The organism is Kitasatospora cinereorecta, from assembly GCF_024172095.1.
Classification (GTDB): domain Bacteria; phylum Actinomycetota; class Actinomycetes; order Streptomycetales; family Streptomycetaceae; genus Kitasatospora; species Kitasatospora cinereorecta.
The window spans coordinates 114,026-128,424 of sequence record NZ_JAMZDX010000002.1; the positions used below are offsets into that span (position 1 = coordinate 114,026).

Below are 14,399 nucleotides of genomic sequence, written 5' to 3' on the forward strand. Positions count from 1 at the left end.
AACGATAAATTGCCCCATGAATGCACCGGCGGATGTCACCGCGCCTTCGGACATCGACCTCGGTGACCCGGAGTTCTGGAAGCTGCCCGCGTCCGACCGGGCCGAGGCGTTCGCCGCGCTGCGCCGTCTCGAGCGGCCCGCGGTCTTCACCGACCGGACCACCGGCCGGCCGTTCCACGCGCTGGTCCGCCACGCCGACGTGGTGGCGGCCAGCCGGACGCCGGAGGTGTTCATCAGCGGGCCGGGCGTCACCACGCCCGAGCCGGCCGGCTGGGTGCGGCTGCTGTTCGGCGACTCCATGGTCAACCTGGACGATCCGCGCCACGCCGACCTGCGGCGGGTGGTCTCGCGCGCGTTCACCCCGCGGCTGATCTCGCGGGTGGAGGACTCGATCCAGGAGATCGCCACCCGGCTGGTGGACGAGGTGGTGGCGCAGCGGCCGGAGGAGTTCGTCTCGGCGGTCGCGGCGGAGCTGCCGTACCAGGTCATCTGCACCATGATGGGCATCCCCGAACCTCAGCGGCGGCAGATTCTGGCGCTGATCAACCACGCCTCGGAGCACACGGGGGTGGCGCGCAGCCGGATCCGGGTGCCGGGCCGCGGGCTGCGGGCGCTGGCCCGGATGCAGGTGGTGATCGCCGCGCTCGGCCGGGAGCGCCGCCGGCGGCCCGCCGACGACCTGATCTCCGCCCTGGTCACCGCGGACGTGGACGGTCGGCACCTCAACTCCCGCGAGCTGGGCGCGTTCTTCTCGCTGCTGCTGGTGGCCGGTGTGGAGACCACCCGCAACGCGCTCGCCCACGGCCTGCACCTGCTCACCGCCCACCCCGAGCAACGGGCGCTGCTCACCGGTGACTTCGAGGCCCACCTGCCCACCGCGGTGGAGGAGGTCGTCCGGTACTCGACGCCGATCATCCAGTTCCGCCGCACCCTGGCGGTCGACCACGAGCTGAACGGCGCCCACCTCGCCAAGGGCGACAAGGTGGTGCTGTTCTTCGGCTCGGCCAACCGCGACGAGGCCGTCTTCACCGACCCGGAGACCTTCGACATCACCCGCTCGCCCAACCCCCACCTGGGCTTCGGCGGCGGCGGCCCGCACTTCTGCCTCGGCGCCTACCTGGCCCGCCAGGAGATGAAGACGCTGTACCGGGAGCTGTTCACCCGCCTGCCGGAGATCCGCTCGGTCGGTGAGCCGGAGCTGATCCCGTCCAACTTCGACCACCGGGTGAAGTCGCTGCGCTTCACGTACTGAGACGTACGGGGGCGTGCTGCGACGTACTGAGGCGGCCGGGCCACCCGCGATCCGTACGGTTCGGCCCCGGCGTTTGTCCGAACCGTCGGGCGCCGTGCGGGCCCGGGGCGGCCTACCGTTCCGGGACCACGCACGACGAGAGGCGGGCCCGGATGGACTGGCTGATCCACGACTACCGCGAGGACGACCTGGCGGCGGTCGTCCACCTGATCGACACCACCGCCGAGCTCGGCCAGGAGTCGGTGTTCTCCCTTGCCGAGTGCATCGGCGCGCTCACCTCCCGGCAGCCGGCCGTGGTCGCGGTCAGCCAGGGCACCCCGATCGGTGCCGCCCTCGCCCACCTGGCCGGTGACCGGGCGTGGGTGATGCGGATCGCCATCGCTCCCGCCTGGCGTGGCCGGGGACTGGCCAGCGCCCTGCTGCGCGAGCTGGAGCGCCGCCTGGTCGAGCGCCGGATCCGCCGGATCGCCTATGTGCTGCCGGAGGAGGAGCTGCTGGGCGAGGGCCTGCGCAACGCCGGCTACACCCGCCGTCCCGCGGTCGGGTACTTCGAGAAGGCCGAGCCGCCCACCGGTCCGGTGGCCAACCTGCTGGAGGAGCTGGGCGGTCGGCTGCTGCCGGGAGACCTGTGGGACAAGGTGGCCGGCATGGAGGCGGAGAAGAACCTGATCGAGCGGCGGGTGGTGCGGCCGCTCGCCGAGCCCGAGCGGGCCGCCCGGCACGGGGTACGGCCGCCGCGCGCCATCGCGCTGTTCGGTCCGCCCGGCACCGGCAAGACCACCTTCGCCCGGGCGGTGGCCTCCCGGCTCGGCTGGCCGTTCGTGGAGCTGCTGCCCTCCCGACTGGCCGACCAGGGCAATCTGGCGGCCGCCCTGCGCACCGCGTTCGCCCGGATCGCCCGGCTGGAGCGGGTGCTGGTCTTCATCGACGAGGTCGAGGAGATCGCGCCGCTGCGCACCGAGGGCGCGGTCGGCGGAATGCACGGGGTCACCAATGAACTGCTGAAGCTGATCCCCGGCTTCCGCGAGGGCGAGGAGCGCCTGCTGGTCTGCGCCACCAACTCGATCCGCTCGCTCGACCCGGCCTTCCTGCGACCGGGCCGGTTCGACTACCTGATCCCGATCGGCACTCCGGACGCCGCGGCGCGGGCCGCGATCTGGTCCCGCTACGCGGCGACCCGGACCGACGTGAAGCTGGATGTGCTGGTGGACGCCAGCGAGCTGTTCACCCCCGCCGACATCGAGCACGCCGCCCGCTCCGCCGCCCAGGCCGCCTTCGAGCGCGACCTCGGCGACGGCACAGCGCCCGGTCCGGACTCGGCAGGGGCGACGACGGACGACTACCGCGCCGCGATCGCGGGGTGCCGGCCGACGGTGACCCCCGCGATGATCGAGGAGTTCACCGCCGACATCGGCTCACATGCCCGCGTATAGCGGTCACGAGGGGTGGGCCCCGACCGCGTCGCGGATCTGGGCGCCCAGCTCGCTGTTGGCGCGGGCGCAGTGGCCGCAGCAGAAGAAGCTGCCCGCCACCTCGACGCCGTGCCCGACGATGCGGACCTGGCACTGCTCACAGCGCGGCGCAAGCTTCTCCATCGCGCACTCGAAGCTGTCGAAGGTGTAGGTGTCCCCGGTGATCGTCTTGATCTCGAAGGACAGCCAGTAGTCGTTGTTGCACACCACGCAGACCGCCATGGCAGGGTTCCTCTCGGTTGTCGCAGGTCGGACATCGGGTGGGGATCGAGCAGGGATGCGTCATCGAGTCTTCGCCGCCGACCGCAGGTCGGCAATCGGCGGCGGTCCGAACGGATAATGGGCACAGGCCCGCAGAAGGAGGCCGTCATGATCGTCAGAATCTGGGAGGCGCACGTCTCGGCACGGCGGATCGAGGAGTTCTGCCGGGAACTCGCCTCGACCGTGCTGCCGGAGATAGCCCGCAACGACGGCTTCCTCGGCGGTGAGCTGCTGCGGGCGCTCACCGACGGCGACCACCGGGTGCGGATGATCACGCGCTGGCGGGACGAGCAGGCGCTGCGCGCGTACGCCGGGCCGATGTGGCGGATCCGCCCGGTCTGGTCCGAGGGCGAGCTCAACTACCTGGACCACCCGCCGACGGTGTCGCACTACACCTCGCTGTCCCAGTTCGAGCGGGTGGCCCGCGACTGACCGGCGCGGTCGCCGGGCCGGGGCGGGTGGCTCGGAGGCCGGGCGGGCGGCTCAGAGGCCGGACGGGATCTCCTTGGCGCGTCCGCGCATCCGGAACGCGGTGAAGATCTCCACCAGCCCGAGCACCACCAGGACGCAGCCGGCAAGCACGGTCAGCGCGGTGATCGACTCCACCGGCCAGACCATCAGCAGGGCGCCGCCGATGATGTTGAGCGAGCCGGCGAAGATCTGCCAGCCGCGCATCGGTGTGACCGGTTCGGAGAAGGCGGCGACCAGCTGGGTGATCCCGCGGAACAGCCAGCCGATGCCGATCCACAGGCCGAGCAGCACCAGCGACCGTACGGCGCTGCGGAAGCAGAGCAGTCCGAGCAGGACGCACAGGGCTCCGCTGATGAAGGCCAGGATCCGCATGCCGGTGGAGATGTGGCTCTCGAACGCGGCGACCAGCTGGACGATGCCGATGACCACCAGGTAGATCCCGAACAGCACCCCGACCACGCGCAGGGTCTCCTCCGGCCAGGAGAACACCAGGATGCCGAGGATCAGTGAGACGACGCCGCCGATCAGGACCGCCTGCCAGGCGAGCTTGGCCAGCTGATGGATCGGGCCTTCGGCCGGCGGGCCGGCGGGCGTCGGGGTCGTGGCGGCCATGGGGACTCCTGACGGGCGTCGGGCAGAGCTACCCCTCCACTCTGGTCCGGTCGGCAGGGGCCCGCCCGCGGGCCTGCGCCGTTCGGACGACACGCCGGTGTACGGCAATTGATCGCCCACCGGCCATCTGGAGTCCCCCTGCGGGGCCGAACGGGGGATCTAGAATCTGACGGTATGACGGACGAAGGGCGGGGGACCCCTCAGACCGGCACCATCCGCGGGCACTACATCGTCTGCGGCGGGAACGCGATCGCCCACCGGCTGATCCAGGAACTCATCGAGCAGTACGAGGTGCCGGTGGTCGCCCTGGTCCCGGACCTGGCGCGCGAGCACGGGCCGCGGATCGAGCAGCTGCCCGGGGTGTCGGCGGTGGTCGAGTCCGCCACCATCACCGAGGACGTGCTGCGGACGGCCGGGATCGGGACGGCGCTCGGCATCGCCCTGGTGGACGCCACCGACCAGGAGAACATCCATGCCGCGCTGACCGCGCAGCAGTGCAACGCCGAGGTCCGGATCGTGCTGCGGATCTTCAACCAGCGGCTCGGCGAGCACCTGGAGCGGCTGCTGCCCAACGGCATCGCGCTGTCCGGCTCGGCCACCGCCGCCCCGGCCTTCGCCAACGGCGCGCTCGGCCGGCCGAACTCCGTCCAGGTCGGCGACCGCTTCCTGTACGTCGCGCACGGCGAGGACATCCGGGACAACCAGGTGTGCCTGGTCGCCGACCGGATCGACCCCAACGACCTCGGCGCGATGCGCCTCTTACCGGACGCCGGCAGCCGCGCCTCGGCATACATCGAGCTGGCCCAGCGGGTCGGCGACGAGGGCCCGATCGAGATCGGGCGGCGGCAGGACCCGGCGCCCGAGGAACGCGGCCAGGTCGCGGCGCTGCAGGCGCTGACCAGCGAGCCGCCGCTGCCGATCCCGCTGTGGAAGCGGCTGCGCTGGTGGGGTCAGGACGCGCTGCGCTACTTCACCAGCGCCCGGCTGCGGATGGTGCTGACCACCGCGCTGGTCGCGGTGCTGGTCGGCGCCGCGGTGCTGTGGCAGCACAGCGGCAGCCTGGGCTGGACGCTCTACTACACCCTGCTGGACGTCGCCGGTGCGGCCCAACCCGACATGCCGGGGCAGGAGTTGACCGGCGGGGCGGCGGGCCGGGCGGCCCAGGTGCTGATCACCTTCTGCGGGATCACCTTCGTCCCGGTGGCGACCGCGATCGTGGTGGAGGCGCTGGCCAGCGGACGGCGCGGCATCCCGCGGGCGCCCGGCGCCCGGACCCGCGACCACGTGGTGGTGGTCGGCCTCGGCAACGTGGGCAGCCGGGTGGCCGCGCTGGTGCACGGGACCGGGGTACCGGTGGTCTGCATCGAGCGCGACCCGCAGGCCCGGGGCATCGAGGCGGTCCGGGCGCTCGGACTGCCGGTGGTGATCGGCGACGGCCCGCTGGCCGCCCAGCTGGTCCGGGCCCGGGCCCGGCACGCCCGCGCGGTGGTCGCGGTGACCAGCGACGACGCGGCCAACCTGGAGGCGGCGCTGGAGGCCCGTGCGGTCCGGCCCGACATCCGCATCGTGGTGCGGCTGTTCGACGACAACTTCGCGCACCTGGTGTACGCGACGCTGGGCAACGTGGCCTCGCGCTCGGTGTCCTACCTGGCGGCGCCGGCGTTCGCGGCGGCGCTGATGGGCCGGGAGGTGCTGGGCACGCTGTCGGTCTACCGGCACGTGCTGCTGATCGCCGAGCTGGCGGCGGACGAGGGCTCCGGCCTGATCGGGCAGGACATCGGCGACATCGAAGGCCCGGGCGGGGTCCGGGTCATCGCCGTCCGGCTGGCCCGGCTGCCGAGGGAGTACCTGTGGAACTACGCCGACCGCGCCCGCCGGCTCGCGGCCGGTGACCGGGTCGTGGTGGCCGCGACCCGGGCCGGCCTGGCCCGGCTGATCCAGTGATCCGCGCGGACCGGGCCCGGACCCTCCGGTGACCGGGGGGCGGGCGCCGCACCGGGTGCCCGCCCCGGCCGGGTCAGCGGTTGGTGAACTCGGCCGGCCGCTTCTCGGCGAAGGCGGCCATGCCCTCCTTCTGGTCCGCGGTGGCGAAGGCCGCGTGGAAGAGCCGGCGCTCGAAGCGGACGCCCTCGGCCAGGGTGGTCTCGAAGGCGCGGTTGACCGACTCCTTCATCATCACCGCGGCCGGCGCGGACATCGCCGCGACCGTCTCGGCGGTCGCCATCGCCTCGGCCATCAGCTCGTCGGCCGGCACGATGCGCGAGACCAGGCCGGCGCGCTCGGCCTCCTCGGCGCCCATCATCCGGCCGGTCAGGCAGAGCTCCATCGCCTTGGCCTTGCCGACCGCGCGGGTCAGGCGCTGCGAGCCGCCGATGCCCGGGATCACGCCGAGCTTGATCTCCGGCTGGCCGAACTTCGCGGTGTCGGCGGCGATCAGGATGTCGCAGAGCATGGCCAGCTCGCAGCCGCCGCCGAGCGCGTAGCCGGCCACCGCGGCCACCACCGGCTTGCGCAGCCGGCTCAGCTCGTCCCAGGGGGCCAGCCAGTCGTCCAGGTACACCTCGGGGAAGGCGTTCTCCTGCATCTCCTTGATGTCGGCGCCGGCCGCGAAGGCCTTCTCCGAGCCGGTGACGACCAGACAGCCGATCTCCGGGTCGCGGTCGAACGCCTTCGCCGCCGCCACGACCTCGGTCATCAGCTCGGTGTTGAGCGCGTTGAGCGCCTTCGGCCGGTTGAGCGTGATGATCCCGACCCGCCCCTTGCGGTCGACCAGGATCGTCTCGTACTCGGTCATCGTCGTTGACTCCCTTGCGTTGCCCTGCGGCACTCTGACGCTGGATACGATCTCCGAAGGCGCCCCGCCCGCGCCAGTCTCGACAGGCGAGACGATGGTCACCCCAGACCGAGGTCCCCGTCGGCGGGCGGTGCGAAGAATGCGGCGACCTCGGCCGGGCCGACCTCGGCGAGCGAGGCCGGCCGCCACTGCGGGTTGCGGTCCTTGTCCACCACCTGCGCGCGGATGCCCTCCACCAGGTCGTGGTGGTCCAGCGCGGCGCAGGAGATCCGGTACTCCTGGTCGAGGGTCTGCCCGAGCGAGGTGTGGGCGCGGGCCCGGCGCAGGGCCGCCAGGGTGACCTTGAGCATGGTCGGCGACTTGGCGGCGATCTGCTCGGCCGCCTCCTTGGCCTCGGTCACCCCGCAGGCGGTCAGCCGCTCCAGGATCTCCTCCACCTCGTCGGCCGCGTAGCAGGCGTCGATCCAGTCGCGCTGGGCGGCCAGTTCGCTCTCCGGCGCCTCGGTGGCGTACGCGGCGAGCGCCTCGGCCGGGTCGCGCTGGGCGAGCGCCGCGAGCAGCCCGGGGAGGTCGGCGGAGGGGACGAAGTGGTCGGCGAAGCCGCAGTGCAGCGCGTCCCCCGCGGTCATCGAACCGGCGGTCAGCGCCAGGTGGGTGCCGAGCTCGCCGGGGGCACGGGCGAGCAGCCGGCTGCCGCCGACGTCCGGGACCAGGCCGATCCGGGTCTCCGGCATGGCGACCGTGGTGCGCTCGGTGACCACCCGCAGCGCGGCGTGGGCGGAGAGGCCGACGCCGCCGCCCATGGTGATGCCGTCCATCACCGCGACGTACGGCTTGGGGTAGCGCGAGATCAGCTCGTTCAGCCGGTACTCGTCGCGGAAGAAGACCCGGTAGCCGGCGCCGCCGGCCTTGGCGTCGTCGTGCATCGCCCGGATGTCGGCGCCCGCGCACAGGCCCCGCTCGCCGGCGCCGGTGAGCACCACGGTGGCCACCGTCGGGTCCGCGGCCCAGGCGTCCAGTGCGGCGCGGACGGTGTGCAGCATGTCGTGGGTCAGCGAGTTGAGCGCCCTCGGCCGGTTCAGGGTGATCCGTCCGGCGCGGCCGTCCCGCTCGATCAGCACATCCAAGGTCGTCGCTCCCGTCGTCAGGTCTCCCCGGGCGGCAACGATACGGGCCCGCCGCGCGGGGCGGCGGGCCCGGTCCCGGGCAGGGGCGGATCAGCAGGGGTGGTGGGCCGGCACGACGGACGCCGGGACGACCGGGGACATCGGGTGGTACGCGTGGAAGCAGTGGGCCGTCCCGGGTGCCGGGGCGGCGACCGCCGGCAGCGGGTGCGGGGCGAGTGGGGCGGCGTCGGCCTGCGGCACGGGCAGCAGCAGGTTGGCGACGGCGAGCACGGTGCCGCTGAGCAGGGTGCGCAGCTTCATCGGGGGGTCCTCCGGGGCAGTGTCCATACGGGTGCCGTCCCCGTCCGCGCCGGGCGTGGGCGGCCGGGCTCGGGGGACGTTCGTGGGACAACTGATAGCGGGGGACGGATCCGGGAAGCGGCAATCTCACCCGTACGGCGGCGCGCTGTGCACACGTGGTTGACGTCGCGCGCCGCCGTGGGGGCTCAGGGCAGGACGGCTCAGGGGACGATGCGGCCGGTGACCTCGCCGAAGCCGATCCGGGTGCCGTCGGGGCCCGGGGCGGTGGCGGTGAGGGTGACCTCGTCGCCGTCCTCCAGGAAGGTGCGGGTGGCGCCGTCCTGGAGCTTGACCGGCTGCTCGCCGTTCCAGGTGAGCTCGATCAGCGCGCCGCGGGTCTCCGGCTCCGGGCCGCTGACCGTGCCGGAGGCGTACAGGTCGCCGGTGCGCAGGCTCGCGCCGTTGACCGTCATGTGGGCGAGCTGCTGGGCGGCGGTCCAGTACATCGAGGCGAACGGCGGGCGGGAGATCACCTGGCCGTTGAGCGAGACCTCGATGGCCAGGTCCAGGCCCCAGGGCTCGCCGTCCCGGTCGTCCAGGTACGGCAGCGGCTCGACGTCGCGGGCCGGCGGGGTGACCCGGGCCGCCTCCAGGGCGTCCAGCGGGACCACCCACGGGGAGACCGAGGTGGCGAAGGACTTGCCGAGGAACGGGCCGAGCGGCACGTACTCCCAGGCCTGGATGTCGCGCGCGGACCAGTCGTTGAGCAGGCAGACGCCGAAGACGTGCTCGCGGAAGTCGGCCAGCGCCACCCGGGTGCCGAGCGCGGTCGGGGTGCCGACCACGAAGCCGACCTCGGCCTCGATGTCGAGGCGGCGGGTCGGGCCGAAGGAGGGCAGCGCGTCGGCGGGCGCCTTGCGCTGGCCGTGCGGGCGGACGATCGGCGTGTCGGAGACCACCACGGTGCCGGCCCGGCCGTGGTAGCCGATCGGCAGGTGCTTCCAGTTGGGGGTGAGCGGCTCGCTGCCCGGGCGGAAGATCCGGCCCAGGTTGGTGGCGTGGTGCTCGGAGGCGTAGAAGTCGACGTAGTCGGCGACCTCGAACGGCAGGTGCAGCTCGGCGTCGGCGAGGTCGACCAGGCAGCGGCTGATCTCCGGGCGGTGGGCCTCGTCGCTCAGCCAGCCGGTGAGCGCGGCCCGCACCTCGGTCCAGGTGGACCGGCCGGCCGCCATCAGCGGGTTGAGGGTGTCCGCGTCCAGCAGCACCGAGGGGCGGCCGAGCGCGCGGGCGGCGGCGCCGGCGTCCAGCACGAAGTCGCCGATCCGCACGCCGATCCGCCGCCGTCCCGGCCGGTCGGGGGCGCTGAACACGCCGTAGGGCAGGTTGTGGATGCCGTACGGCGAGTCGGCCGGAAGGTCGAGCCAGGTGGTCAACGGTCCTCCAAGTGCCGGCCGAGCAGGCCGAGCGTTTCCAGGTCTTCGAGCGGCTCGGCGATGCTGCAGGTGCCGAAGGAGGTGAAGTGGCGGCGGATGTGGGCGATCTGCGGGTCGGTCAGCTCACCGGCCGCCCCGGCCAGCACGGCGCCGTTGCGCTCCGCGAGCACGTCGGCGGCCACCTTGCGGTCGCCGGCCAGCGAGGCCAGCAGCACGTTGAGGAAGCCGTGGTGCTCGAAGCCGGTCGCCGCATCGGTGTGCCGCACCGCGTGGTGCAGGCCCGCCGTGCACTTGTACGGCAGGCCGCGCTCGGCGCAGCCGGCCAGGAAGGCGGCCAGCTCCGCCTCGTCGGGGAAGGCGTCGGCGCTGAGCCCGCCGGTGCGGTACTTGGCCCGGTACGGCGTCCCGGCCAGCGCGTCCAGGGCGTCCTCCGGCCGGCCGGCGCGCGGGAGTTCGACGGCGGCGGTGACGCCCTCGGGCAGCAGCGCGTCCAGCGCCGCCACCGCCTGCCGTACGTCGGGGTCGGCCAGCTCGACGGTGGCGACCGTCAGACCGGCCGCGTCCGCGAGCGCCGGCGCGAGGTGGGCGCTGCCCTGTGGCAGCACCAGCCCGACCGGCAGATCGGGCCCGGCCAGCGCGGCCAGCTCGCCGATCCGGCCGGCCCCGCACAGCAGCGGGCCGACCGACTCGGCGTACCAGGACGCCCGGTGGGTGCGGTGCGCCGCCACCGCGTCGGGCAGCGGCGCGTCGCCGGGCGGGAAGACCGCCGCGTCGTCGAACAGCCCCGTGAAGAGTGCGGGAACAGTCATCGCCGCGACCACGTCCAGGCGTAGTTCGGGTCCTCGGAGGCGGTGGCGGCCTCGCCGAGCTCCAGCGGGCGGAAGGTGTCCACCATCACCGCCAGCTCGTCGAAGAACTCCACGCCGATGGAGCGCTCGTACGCGCCCGGCTGCGGGCCGTGGGTGTGGCCGCCCGGGTGCAGCGAGATCGAGCCCTGGCCGATGCCGGAGCCCTTGCGCGCCTCGTAGTTGCCGCCGCAGTAGAACATGACCTCGTCGCTGTCCACGTTGGCGTGGTAGTACGGCACCGGGATGGACAGCGGGTGGTAGTCCACCTTGCGCGGCACGAAGTTGCAGATCACGAAGTTGTTGCCCTCGAAGACCTGATGGGCCGGCGGCGGCTGGTGGATCCGCCCGGTGATCGGCTCGAAGTCGGCGATGTTGAAGGCGTACGGGTAGAGGCAGCCGTCCCAGCCGACCACGTCGAACGGGTGGTGCGGCACGGTGTACCGGGTGCCCACCACACCGCTGCTGCCGCGGTGCTTGACCAGCACGTCGACCTCGCCGTCGCCGTCCACCACCAGCGGGCCGACCGGCCCGCGCAGGTCGCGCTCGCAGAACGGCGCGTGCTCCAGCAGCTGCCCGTACTTGGACAGGTAGCGGCGGGCCGGGGTGATGTGGCTGTTGGCCTCGATGCAGTACGCCCGCAGCGGCTCGTCGCCGCTCGGCAGCCAGCGGTGGGTGGTGGCCCGGGGGATGATCACATAGTCCCCCTGGCCCACCTCCAGGGTGCCGAAGACGGTCTCCACCGTGCCGGAGCCCGACTCGACGTACACGCACTCGTCGCCGAGCCCGTTGCGGTACAGCTCGCTCGGGGCCCCGGCGACGACGTACGAGATCCGCACGTCGCCGTTGCCGAGCACCAGGCGGCGGCCGGCCACCACGTCGGTGGACTTCCACTCCTGGCCCGCGAACAGCTCGTGCAGCTTCAGGTGCCGGGGGAGCAGCGGGAGGTTGGCGGTGGTGGACTGGTCCGGCAGCTCCCACACCTCGGCGGCGGTCACCGCCGACGGGATGCCCTTGTGGTAGAGCAGCGAGGAGTCCGAGAAGAAGCCCTCCTCGCCCATCAACTCCTCGTAGTACAGCCCGCCTTCGGGCGTGCGGTGCTGGGTGTGCCGCTTGCGCGGCACATCGCCGAGCTGCCGGTAGTGCGCCATCGTTCCCGGTCTCCCTGTCGACTCTGACTCAGAGGTTGCCGCGACTCAGAGGTTGCCGCGCTGCTCCTGCTCGCGCTCGATCGCCTCGAAGAGCGCCTTGAAGTTGCCCTTGCCGAAGCCCAGCGAACCGTGCCGCTCGATGAACTCGTAGAACACGGTCGGCCGGTCGCCGATCGGCTTGGTGAAGATCTGCAGCAGGTAGCCGTCCTCGTCGCGGTCGACCAGGATGCCGCGGCTCTTGAGCTCCTCGATCGGGACGCGGACCTTGCCGATCCGCTCCCGCAGCTCGGGGTCGTCGTAGTAGGAGTCCGGGGTGTTCAGGAACTCCACGCCGCGCGAGCGCAGCACGTCCACCGTGGTGAGGATGTCGTTGGTGGCGAGCGCCATGTGCTGGCAGCCGGCGCCGGTGTAGAACTCGAGGTACTCGTCGATCTGCGACTTCTTCTTGGCGATCGCCGGCTCGTTCAGCGGGAACTTCACCCGGTGGTTGCCGCTGGCGACGACCTTGGACATCAGCGCGGAGTACTCGGTGGCGATGTCGTCGCCGACGAACTCGGCCATGTTCACGAAGCCCATGACGCGGTTGTAGAACGAGACCCACTCGTCCATCCGGCCGAGCTCCACGTTGCCGACCGCGTGGTCGAGCGCCTGGAACAGGCGCTTCGGGGCGCCCTCGGGGCGGACCACGGTCGACTGGCGGGCGACGTAGCCCGGCAGGTACGGGCCGGTGTAGCGGGAGCGGTCGATCAGGGTGTGCCGGGTCTCGCCGTAGGTGGCGATGGCCGCGCGGCGGACCGTGCCGTGCTCGTCCGAGACGTCGTTCGGCTCCTCCAGGACGGTGGCACCCTGGGCGCGGGCGTGCTCGATGCACTTGTCCACGTCCGGCACCTCGAGGGCCAGGTCGACCACGCCGTCGCCGTGCCGGCGGTGGTGGTCCAGCAGCGGGCTGTCCGGCAGCACACCGCCCTTGATCACGAAGCGGCAGGAACCCGAGCGCAGCACGAACGCCTTGCGGTCGCGGCGGCCGGTCTCCGGGCCGGAGTAGGCGACCAGCTCCATGCCGAAGACGGCCTGGTAGAACTGGGCCGTCTGGGTGGCGTTGCCGACCACGAACACCACGGCGTCCTGGGCGGTGACCGGGAACGGGTCGTTCTCCGCGTCGTGCTCGACCAGGCCCACCAGGGTGCGGAGCTGCTCGGCCGTGAGGCCGGCCTCCCGCTCCTCGGGCGTCAATTCAACGGCGTTGGCGGTCATCGGTGCTTCCTCCACGTCGAGGTCGGTTGCGCAGAGCTTGCTCCTGCTCCGATCGATGGGCAACAGGTCGGATTTGGGCTGATCAATGTGTACAAGGTGAGCAGGTCGGGGCGGCACCGGCTGGTCATTTTGCTCAGTGCGGGGCCGCCTCGGCGAGGTGGCGGGTGAACCACGACGCCGCCAGCGACGCCACCGCCTCCAGTGCTCCCGGCTCCTCGAACAGGTGCGACGCGCCCGGGATCACCTGCAGGCCACTCTCGCAGCGCAGCTCCGACCGCGCCTGCCGGTTCAGGTCCAGCACCGGCCCGTCGGCACCGCCCACGATCAGCAGCGTCGGCGCCCGCACCCGGGCCAGCCGCTCCCCGGCCAGGTCGGGACGCCCGCCCCGGGACACCACCGCCGCCACCCCCGTCCCCGGCTCCGTCGCCGCCCACAGCGCCGCCGCCGCGCCCGTACTCGCCCCGAAGTAGCCCACCGGCAGCCCGGCCGCCTCCGGCTCCCGGCGCAGCGCCGCCGTCGCCTCGGCCAGCCGGCCGCCCAGCAGCCCGGTGTCGAACACCTTGCTCCGGTCCGGCTCCTCCGCCTCGGTGAGCAGGTCGAACAGCAGCGTGGCCAGGCCCTCCCGGTTCAGCTCCGCCGCGACGAAGCGGTTGCGCGGGCTGTGCCGGCCGCTCCCGCTGCCGTGCGCGAACAGCACCAGCCCCGCCGGGGAGTCCGGCACCGCCAGCTCGCCGGTCAGCCGTACGCCGCCGACCGCCAGCACCAGCTCCCGGGGGTCGATGTCCTTGCCGGCCGCCGCCTCGCGCGCTGCCGCCTCGTCCAGGCAGGCCAGCACCTCGGCGTCCGCCGTCTGCGAGAAGTCCGTGTAGAACTCGCCGATCGCCCAGAAGTGGCTCGGCGTGTACGGGCACACCAGCTGGTCCACGTCCCGGCCCAGCCGCTGCGCCCAGTCCTGCGGTGCCACCGGGACGGCCAGCACCACCCGCGCCGCCCCCCGGGCCCGGACGATCCGGCACGCCGCCAGCGCCGTCGAACCGGTCGCCACCCCGTCGTCCACCACGACCACCGTGCGGCCGTGCAGGTCCGCCGCCGGACGGCCGCGGCGGTAGCTGCGCGCCCGGCGCTCCAGCTCCGCCCGCTCCCGGACCTCCACCTCCGCCAGCTGTTCCGGCGTCACCGCCGCGCCGCGCACGATCTGCTCGTTGATCACCCGGGCGCCGTCCTCGCCGATCGCGCCCATGCCCAGCTCCGGCTGGAACGGCACGCCCAGCTTGCGGATCACACAGATGTCCAGCGGGGCGCCCAGCGCCTTCGCCACCTCGGCCGCGACCGGGACACCGCCTCTCGGCAGGCCCACCACCACCGGGTCGTGCGGATGTGTCCGCGCCACGTCGGCCGCCAGGCGGCGGCCCGCATCGGTTCGGTCGGTGAAGTACATGGGACAACCT

The 14,399-nt window shown here is 73.0% G+C and carries 14 protein-coding genes; 4 read left to right on the top strand and 10 right to left on the bottom strand.

All coding sequences use genetic code 11. The features are described from left to right. The first annotated feature begins 16 nt into the window (after positions 1 to 16). Complete coding sequence (locus FHR36_RS07405; protein WP_253794982.1) at positions 17 to 1,252, top strand: cytochrome P450; 1,236 nt, start codon at positions 17 to 19, stop codon at positions 1,250 to 1,252. A 152-nt stretch (positions 1,253 to 1,404) separates the two neighbouring features. Further along, on the top strand, positions 1,405 to 2,685 hold the full coding sequence (locus FHR36_RS07410; protein WP_253794984.1) for a GNAT family N-acetyltransferase: 1,281 nt from the start codon (positions 1,405 to 1,407) through the stop codon (positions 2,683 to 2,685). Between the two features lie 3 nt (positions 2,686 to 2,688). On the opposite strand, the gene FHR36_RS07415 is transcribed toward FHR36_RS07410, so the two are convergent. Then, the gene (locus FHR36_RS07415; RefSeq protein ID WP_253794986.1) at positions 2,689 to 2,946 is read right to left on the bottom strand and encodes a Prokaryotic metallothionein; all 258 of its coding nucleotides are present in this window, start codon (positions 2,944 to 2,946) and stop codon (positions 2,689 to 2,691) included. A gap of 147 nt (positions 2,947 to 3,093) precedes the next feature. On the opposite strand from FHR36_RS07415, the gene FHR36_RS07420 reads away from it, so the two are divergent. Further along, the gene (locus FHR36_RS07420; protein ID WP_253794988.1) at positions 3,094 to 3,417 is read left to right on the top strand and encodes an antibiotic biosynthesis monooxygenase family protein; all 324 of its coding nucleotides are present in this window, start codon (positions 3,094 to 3,096) and stop codon (positions 3,415 to 3,417) included. 51 nt (positions 3,418 to 3,468) lie between these two features. Here the strand turns inward: FHR36_RS07420 and FHR36_RS07425 are convergent, their stop codons facing one another. After that, a complete protein-coding gene (locus FHR36_RS07425; RefSeq protein WP_253794990.1) occupies positions 3,469 to 4,068 on the bottom strand; it encodes an HdeD family acid-resistance protein in 600 nt (199 codons plus the stop codon). A gap of 174 nt (positions 4,069 to 4,242) precedes the next feature. On the opposite strand from FHR36_RS07425, the gene FHR36_RS07430 reads away from it, so the two are divergent. Then, the gene (locus tag FHR36_RS07430) at positions 4,243 to 6,012 is read left to right on the top strand and encodes an NAD-binding protein (RefSeq protein WP_253794992.1); all 1,770 of its coding nucleotides are present in this window, start codon (positions 4,243 to 4,245) and stop codon (positions 6,010 to 6,012) included. 73 nt (positions 6,013 to 6,085) lie between these two features. Here the strand turns inward: FHR36_RS07430 and FHR36_RS07435 are convergent, their stop codons facing one another. The 8 genes from FHR36_RS07435 to FHR36_RS07470 form a co-directional block, all read right to left on the bottom strand. Next, positions 6,086 to 6,862 (bottom strand): enoyl-CoA hydratase, encoded by a 777-nt coding sequence (locus FHR36_RS07435; RefSeq protein WP_253794994.1) that lies wholly within the window; start codon positions 6,860 to 6,862, stop codon positions 6,086 to 6,088. Positions 6,863 to 6,960: 98 nt separating this feature from the next. Next, the gene (locus FHR36_RS07440) at positions 6,961 to 7,989 is read right to left on the bottom strand and encodes an enoyl-CoA hydratase/isomerase family protein (protein ID WP_253794996.1); all 1,029 of its coding nucleotides are present in this window, start codon (positions 7,987 to 7,989) and stop codon (positions 6,961 to 6,963) included. A 90-nt stretch (positions 7,990 to 8,079) separates the two neighbouring features. After that, on the bottom strand, positions 8,080 to 8,289 hold the full coding sequence (locus FHR36_RS07445; protein ID WP_253794998.1) for a hypothetical protein: 210 nt from the start codon (positions 8,287 to 8,289) through the stop codon (positions 8,080 to 8,082). 200 nt (positions 8,290 to 8,489) lie between these two features. Then, positions 8,490 to 9,701, bottom strand: coding sequence for a fumarylacetoacetase (gene fahA / locus FHR36_RS07450; protein WP_253795000.1), 1,212 nt, complete (start codon positions 9,699 to 9,701; stop codon positions 8,490 to 8,492). Next, positions 9,698 to 10,510 carry a hypothetical protein gene (locus FHR36_RS07455; RefSeq protein ID WP_253795002.1) on the bottom strand — a complete coding sequence of 271 codons (813 nt, stop codon included), beginning with the start codon at positions 10,508 to 10,510 and terminating at the stop codon, positions 9,698 to 9,700. Before FHR36_RS07455 ends, fahA begins: the two co-directional genes overlap by 4 nt. Next, a complete protein-coding gene (locus tag FHR36_RS07460) occupies positions 10,507 to 11,697 on the bottom strand; it encodes a homogentisate 1,2-dioxygenase (RefSeq protein WP_253795004.1) in 1,191 nt (396 codons plus the stop codon). The genes FHR36_RS07455 and FHR36_RS07460 overlap by 4 nt, the downstream gene beginning before the upstream one ends. Before the next feature lie 45 nt (positions 11,698 to 11,742). Then, positions 11,743 to 12,951, bottom strand: a complete 1,209-nt coding sequence (gene hppD, locus FHR36_RS07465) for a 4-hydroxyphenylpyruvate dioxygenase (protein ID WP_253795007.1) — start codon at positions 12,949 to 12,951, stop codon at positions 11,743 to 11,745. 133 nt (positions 12,952 to 13,084) lie between these two features. Then, positions 13,085 to 14,389, bottom strand: a complete 1,305-nt coding sequence (locus FHR36_RS07470; RefSeq protein WP_253795009.1) for a phosphoribosyltransferase family protein — start codon at positions 14,387 to 14,389, stop codon at positions 13,085 to 13,087. Between the last annotated feature and the right edge of the window lie 10 nt (positions 14,390 to 14,399).

Bases quoted from the DNA above. Each gene is read 5' to 3' on its own strand.
- FHR36_RS07415 (WP_253794986.1), bottom strand. From the start codon at position 2,946: ATGGCGGTCTGCGTGGTGTGCAACAACGACTACTGGCTGTCCTTCGAG.
- FHR36_RS07430 (WP_253794992.1), top strand. From the start codon at position 4,243: ATGACGGACGAAGGGCGGGGGACCCCTCAGACCGGCACCATCCGCGGG.
- FHR36_RS07425 (WP_253794990.1), bottom strand. From the start codon at position 4,068: ATGGCCGCCACGACCCCGACGCCCGCCGGCCCGCCGGCCGAAGGCCCG.
- FHR36_RS07445 (WP_253794998.1), bottom strand. From the start codon at position 8,289: ATGAAGCTGCGCACCCTGCTCAGCGGCACCGTGCTCGCCGTCGCCAAC.
- FHR36_RS07460 (WP_253795004.1), bottom strand. From the start codon at position 11,697: ATGGCGCACTACCGGCAGCTCGGCGATGTGCCGCGCAAGCGGCACACC.
- FHR36_RS07405 (WP_253794982.1), top strand. From the start codon at position 17: ATGAATGCACCGGCGGATGTCACCGCGCCTTCGGACATCGACCTCGGT.
- hppD (WP_253795007.1), bottom strand. From the start codon at position 12,951: ATGACCGCCAACGCCGTTGAATTGACGCCCGAGGAGCGGGAGGCCGGC.
- FHR36_RS07470 (WP_253795009.1), bottom strand. From the start codon at position 14,389: ATGTACTTCACCGACCGAACCGATGCGGGCCGCCGCCTGGCGGCCGAC.
- FHR36_RS07410 (WP_253794984.1), top strand. From the start codon at position 1,405: ATGGACTGGCTGATCCACGACTACCGCGAGGACGACCTGGCGGCGGTC.
- FHR36_RS07420 (WP_253794988.1), top strand. From the start codon at position 3,094: ATGATCGTCAGAATCTGGGAGGCGCACGTCTCGGCACGGCGGATCGAG.
- FHR36_RS07455 (WP_253795002.1), bottom strand. From the start codon at position 10,510: ATGACTGTTCCCGCACTCTTCACGGGGCTGTTCGACGACGCGGCGGTC.
- FHR36_RS07435 (WP_253794994.1), bottom strand. From the start codon at position 6,862: ATGACCGAGTACGAGACGATCCTGGTCGACCGCAAGGGGCGGGTCGGG.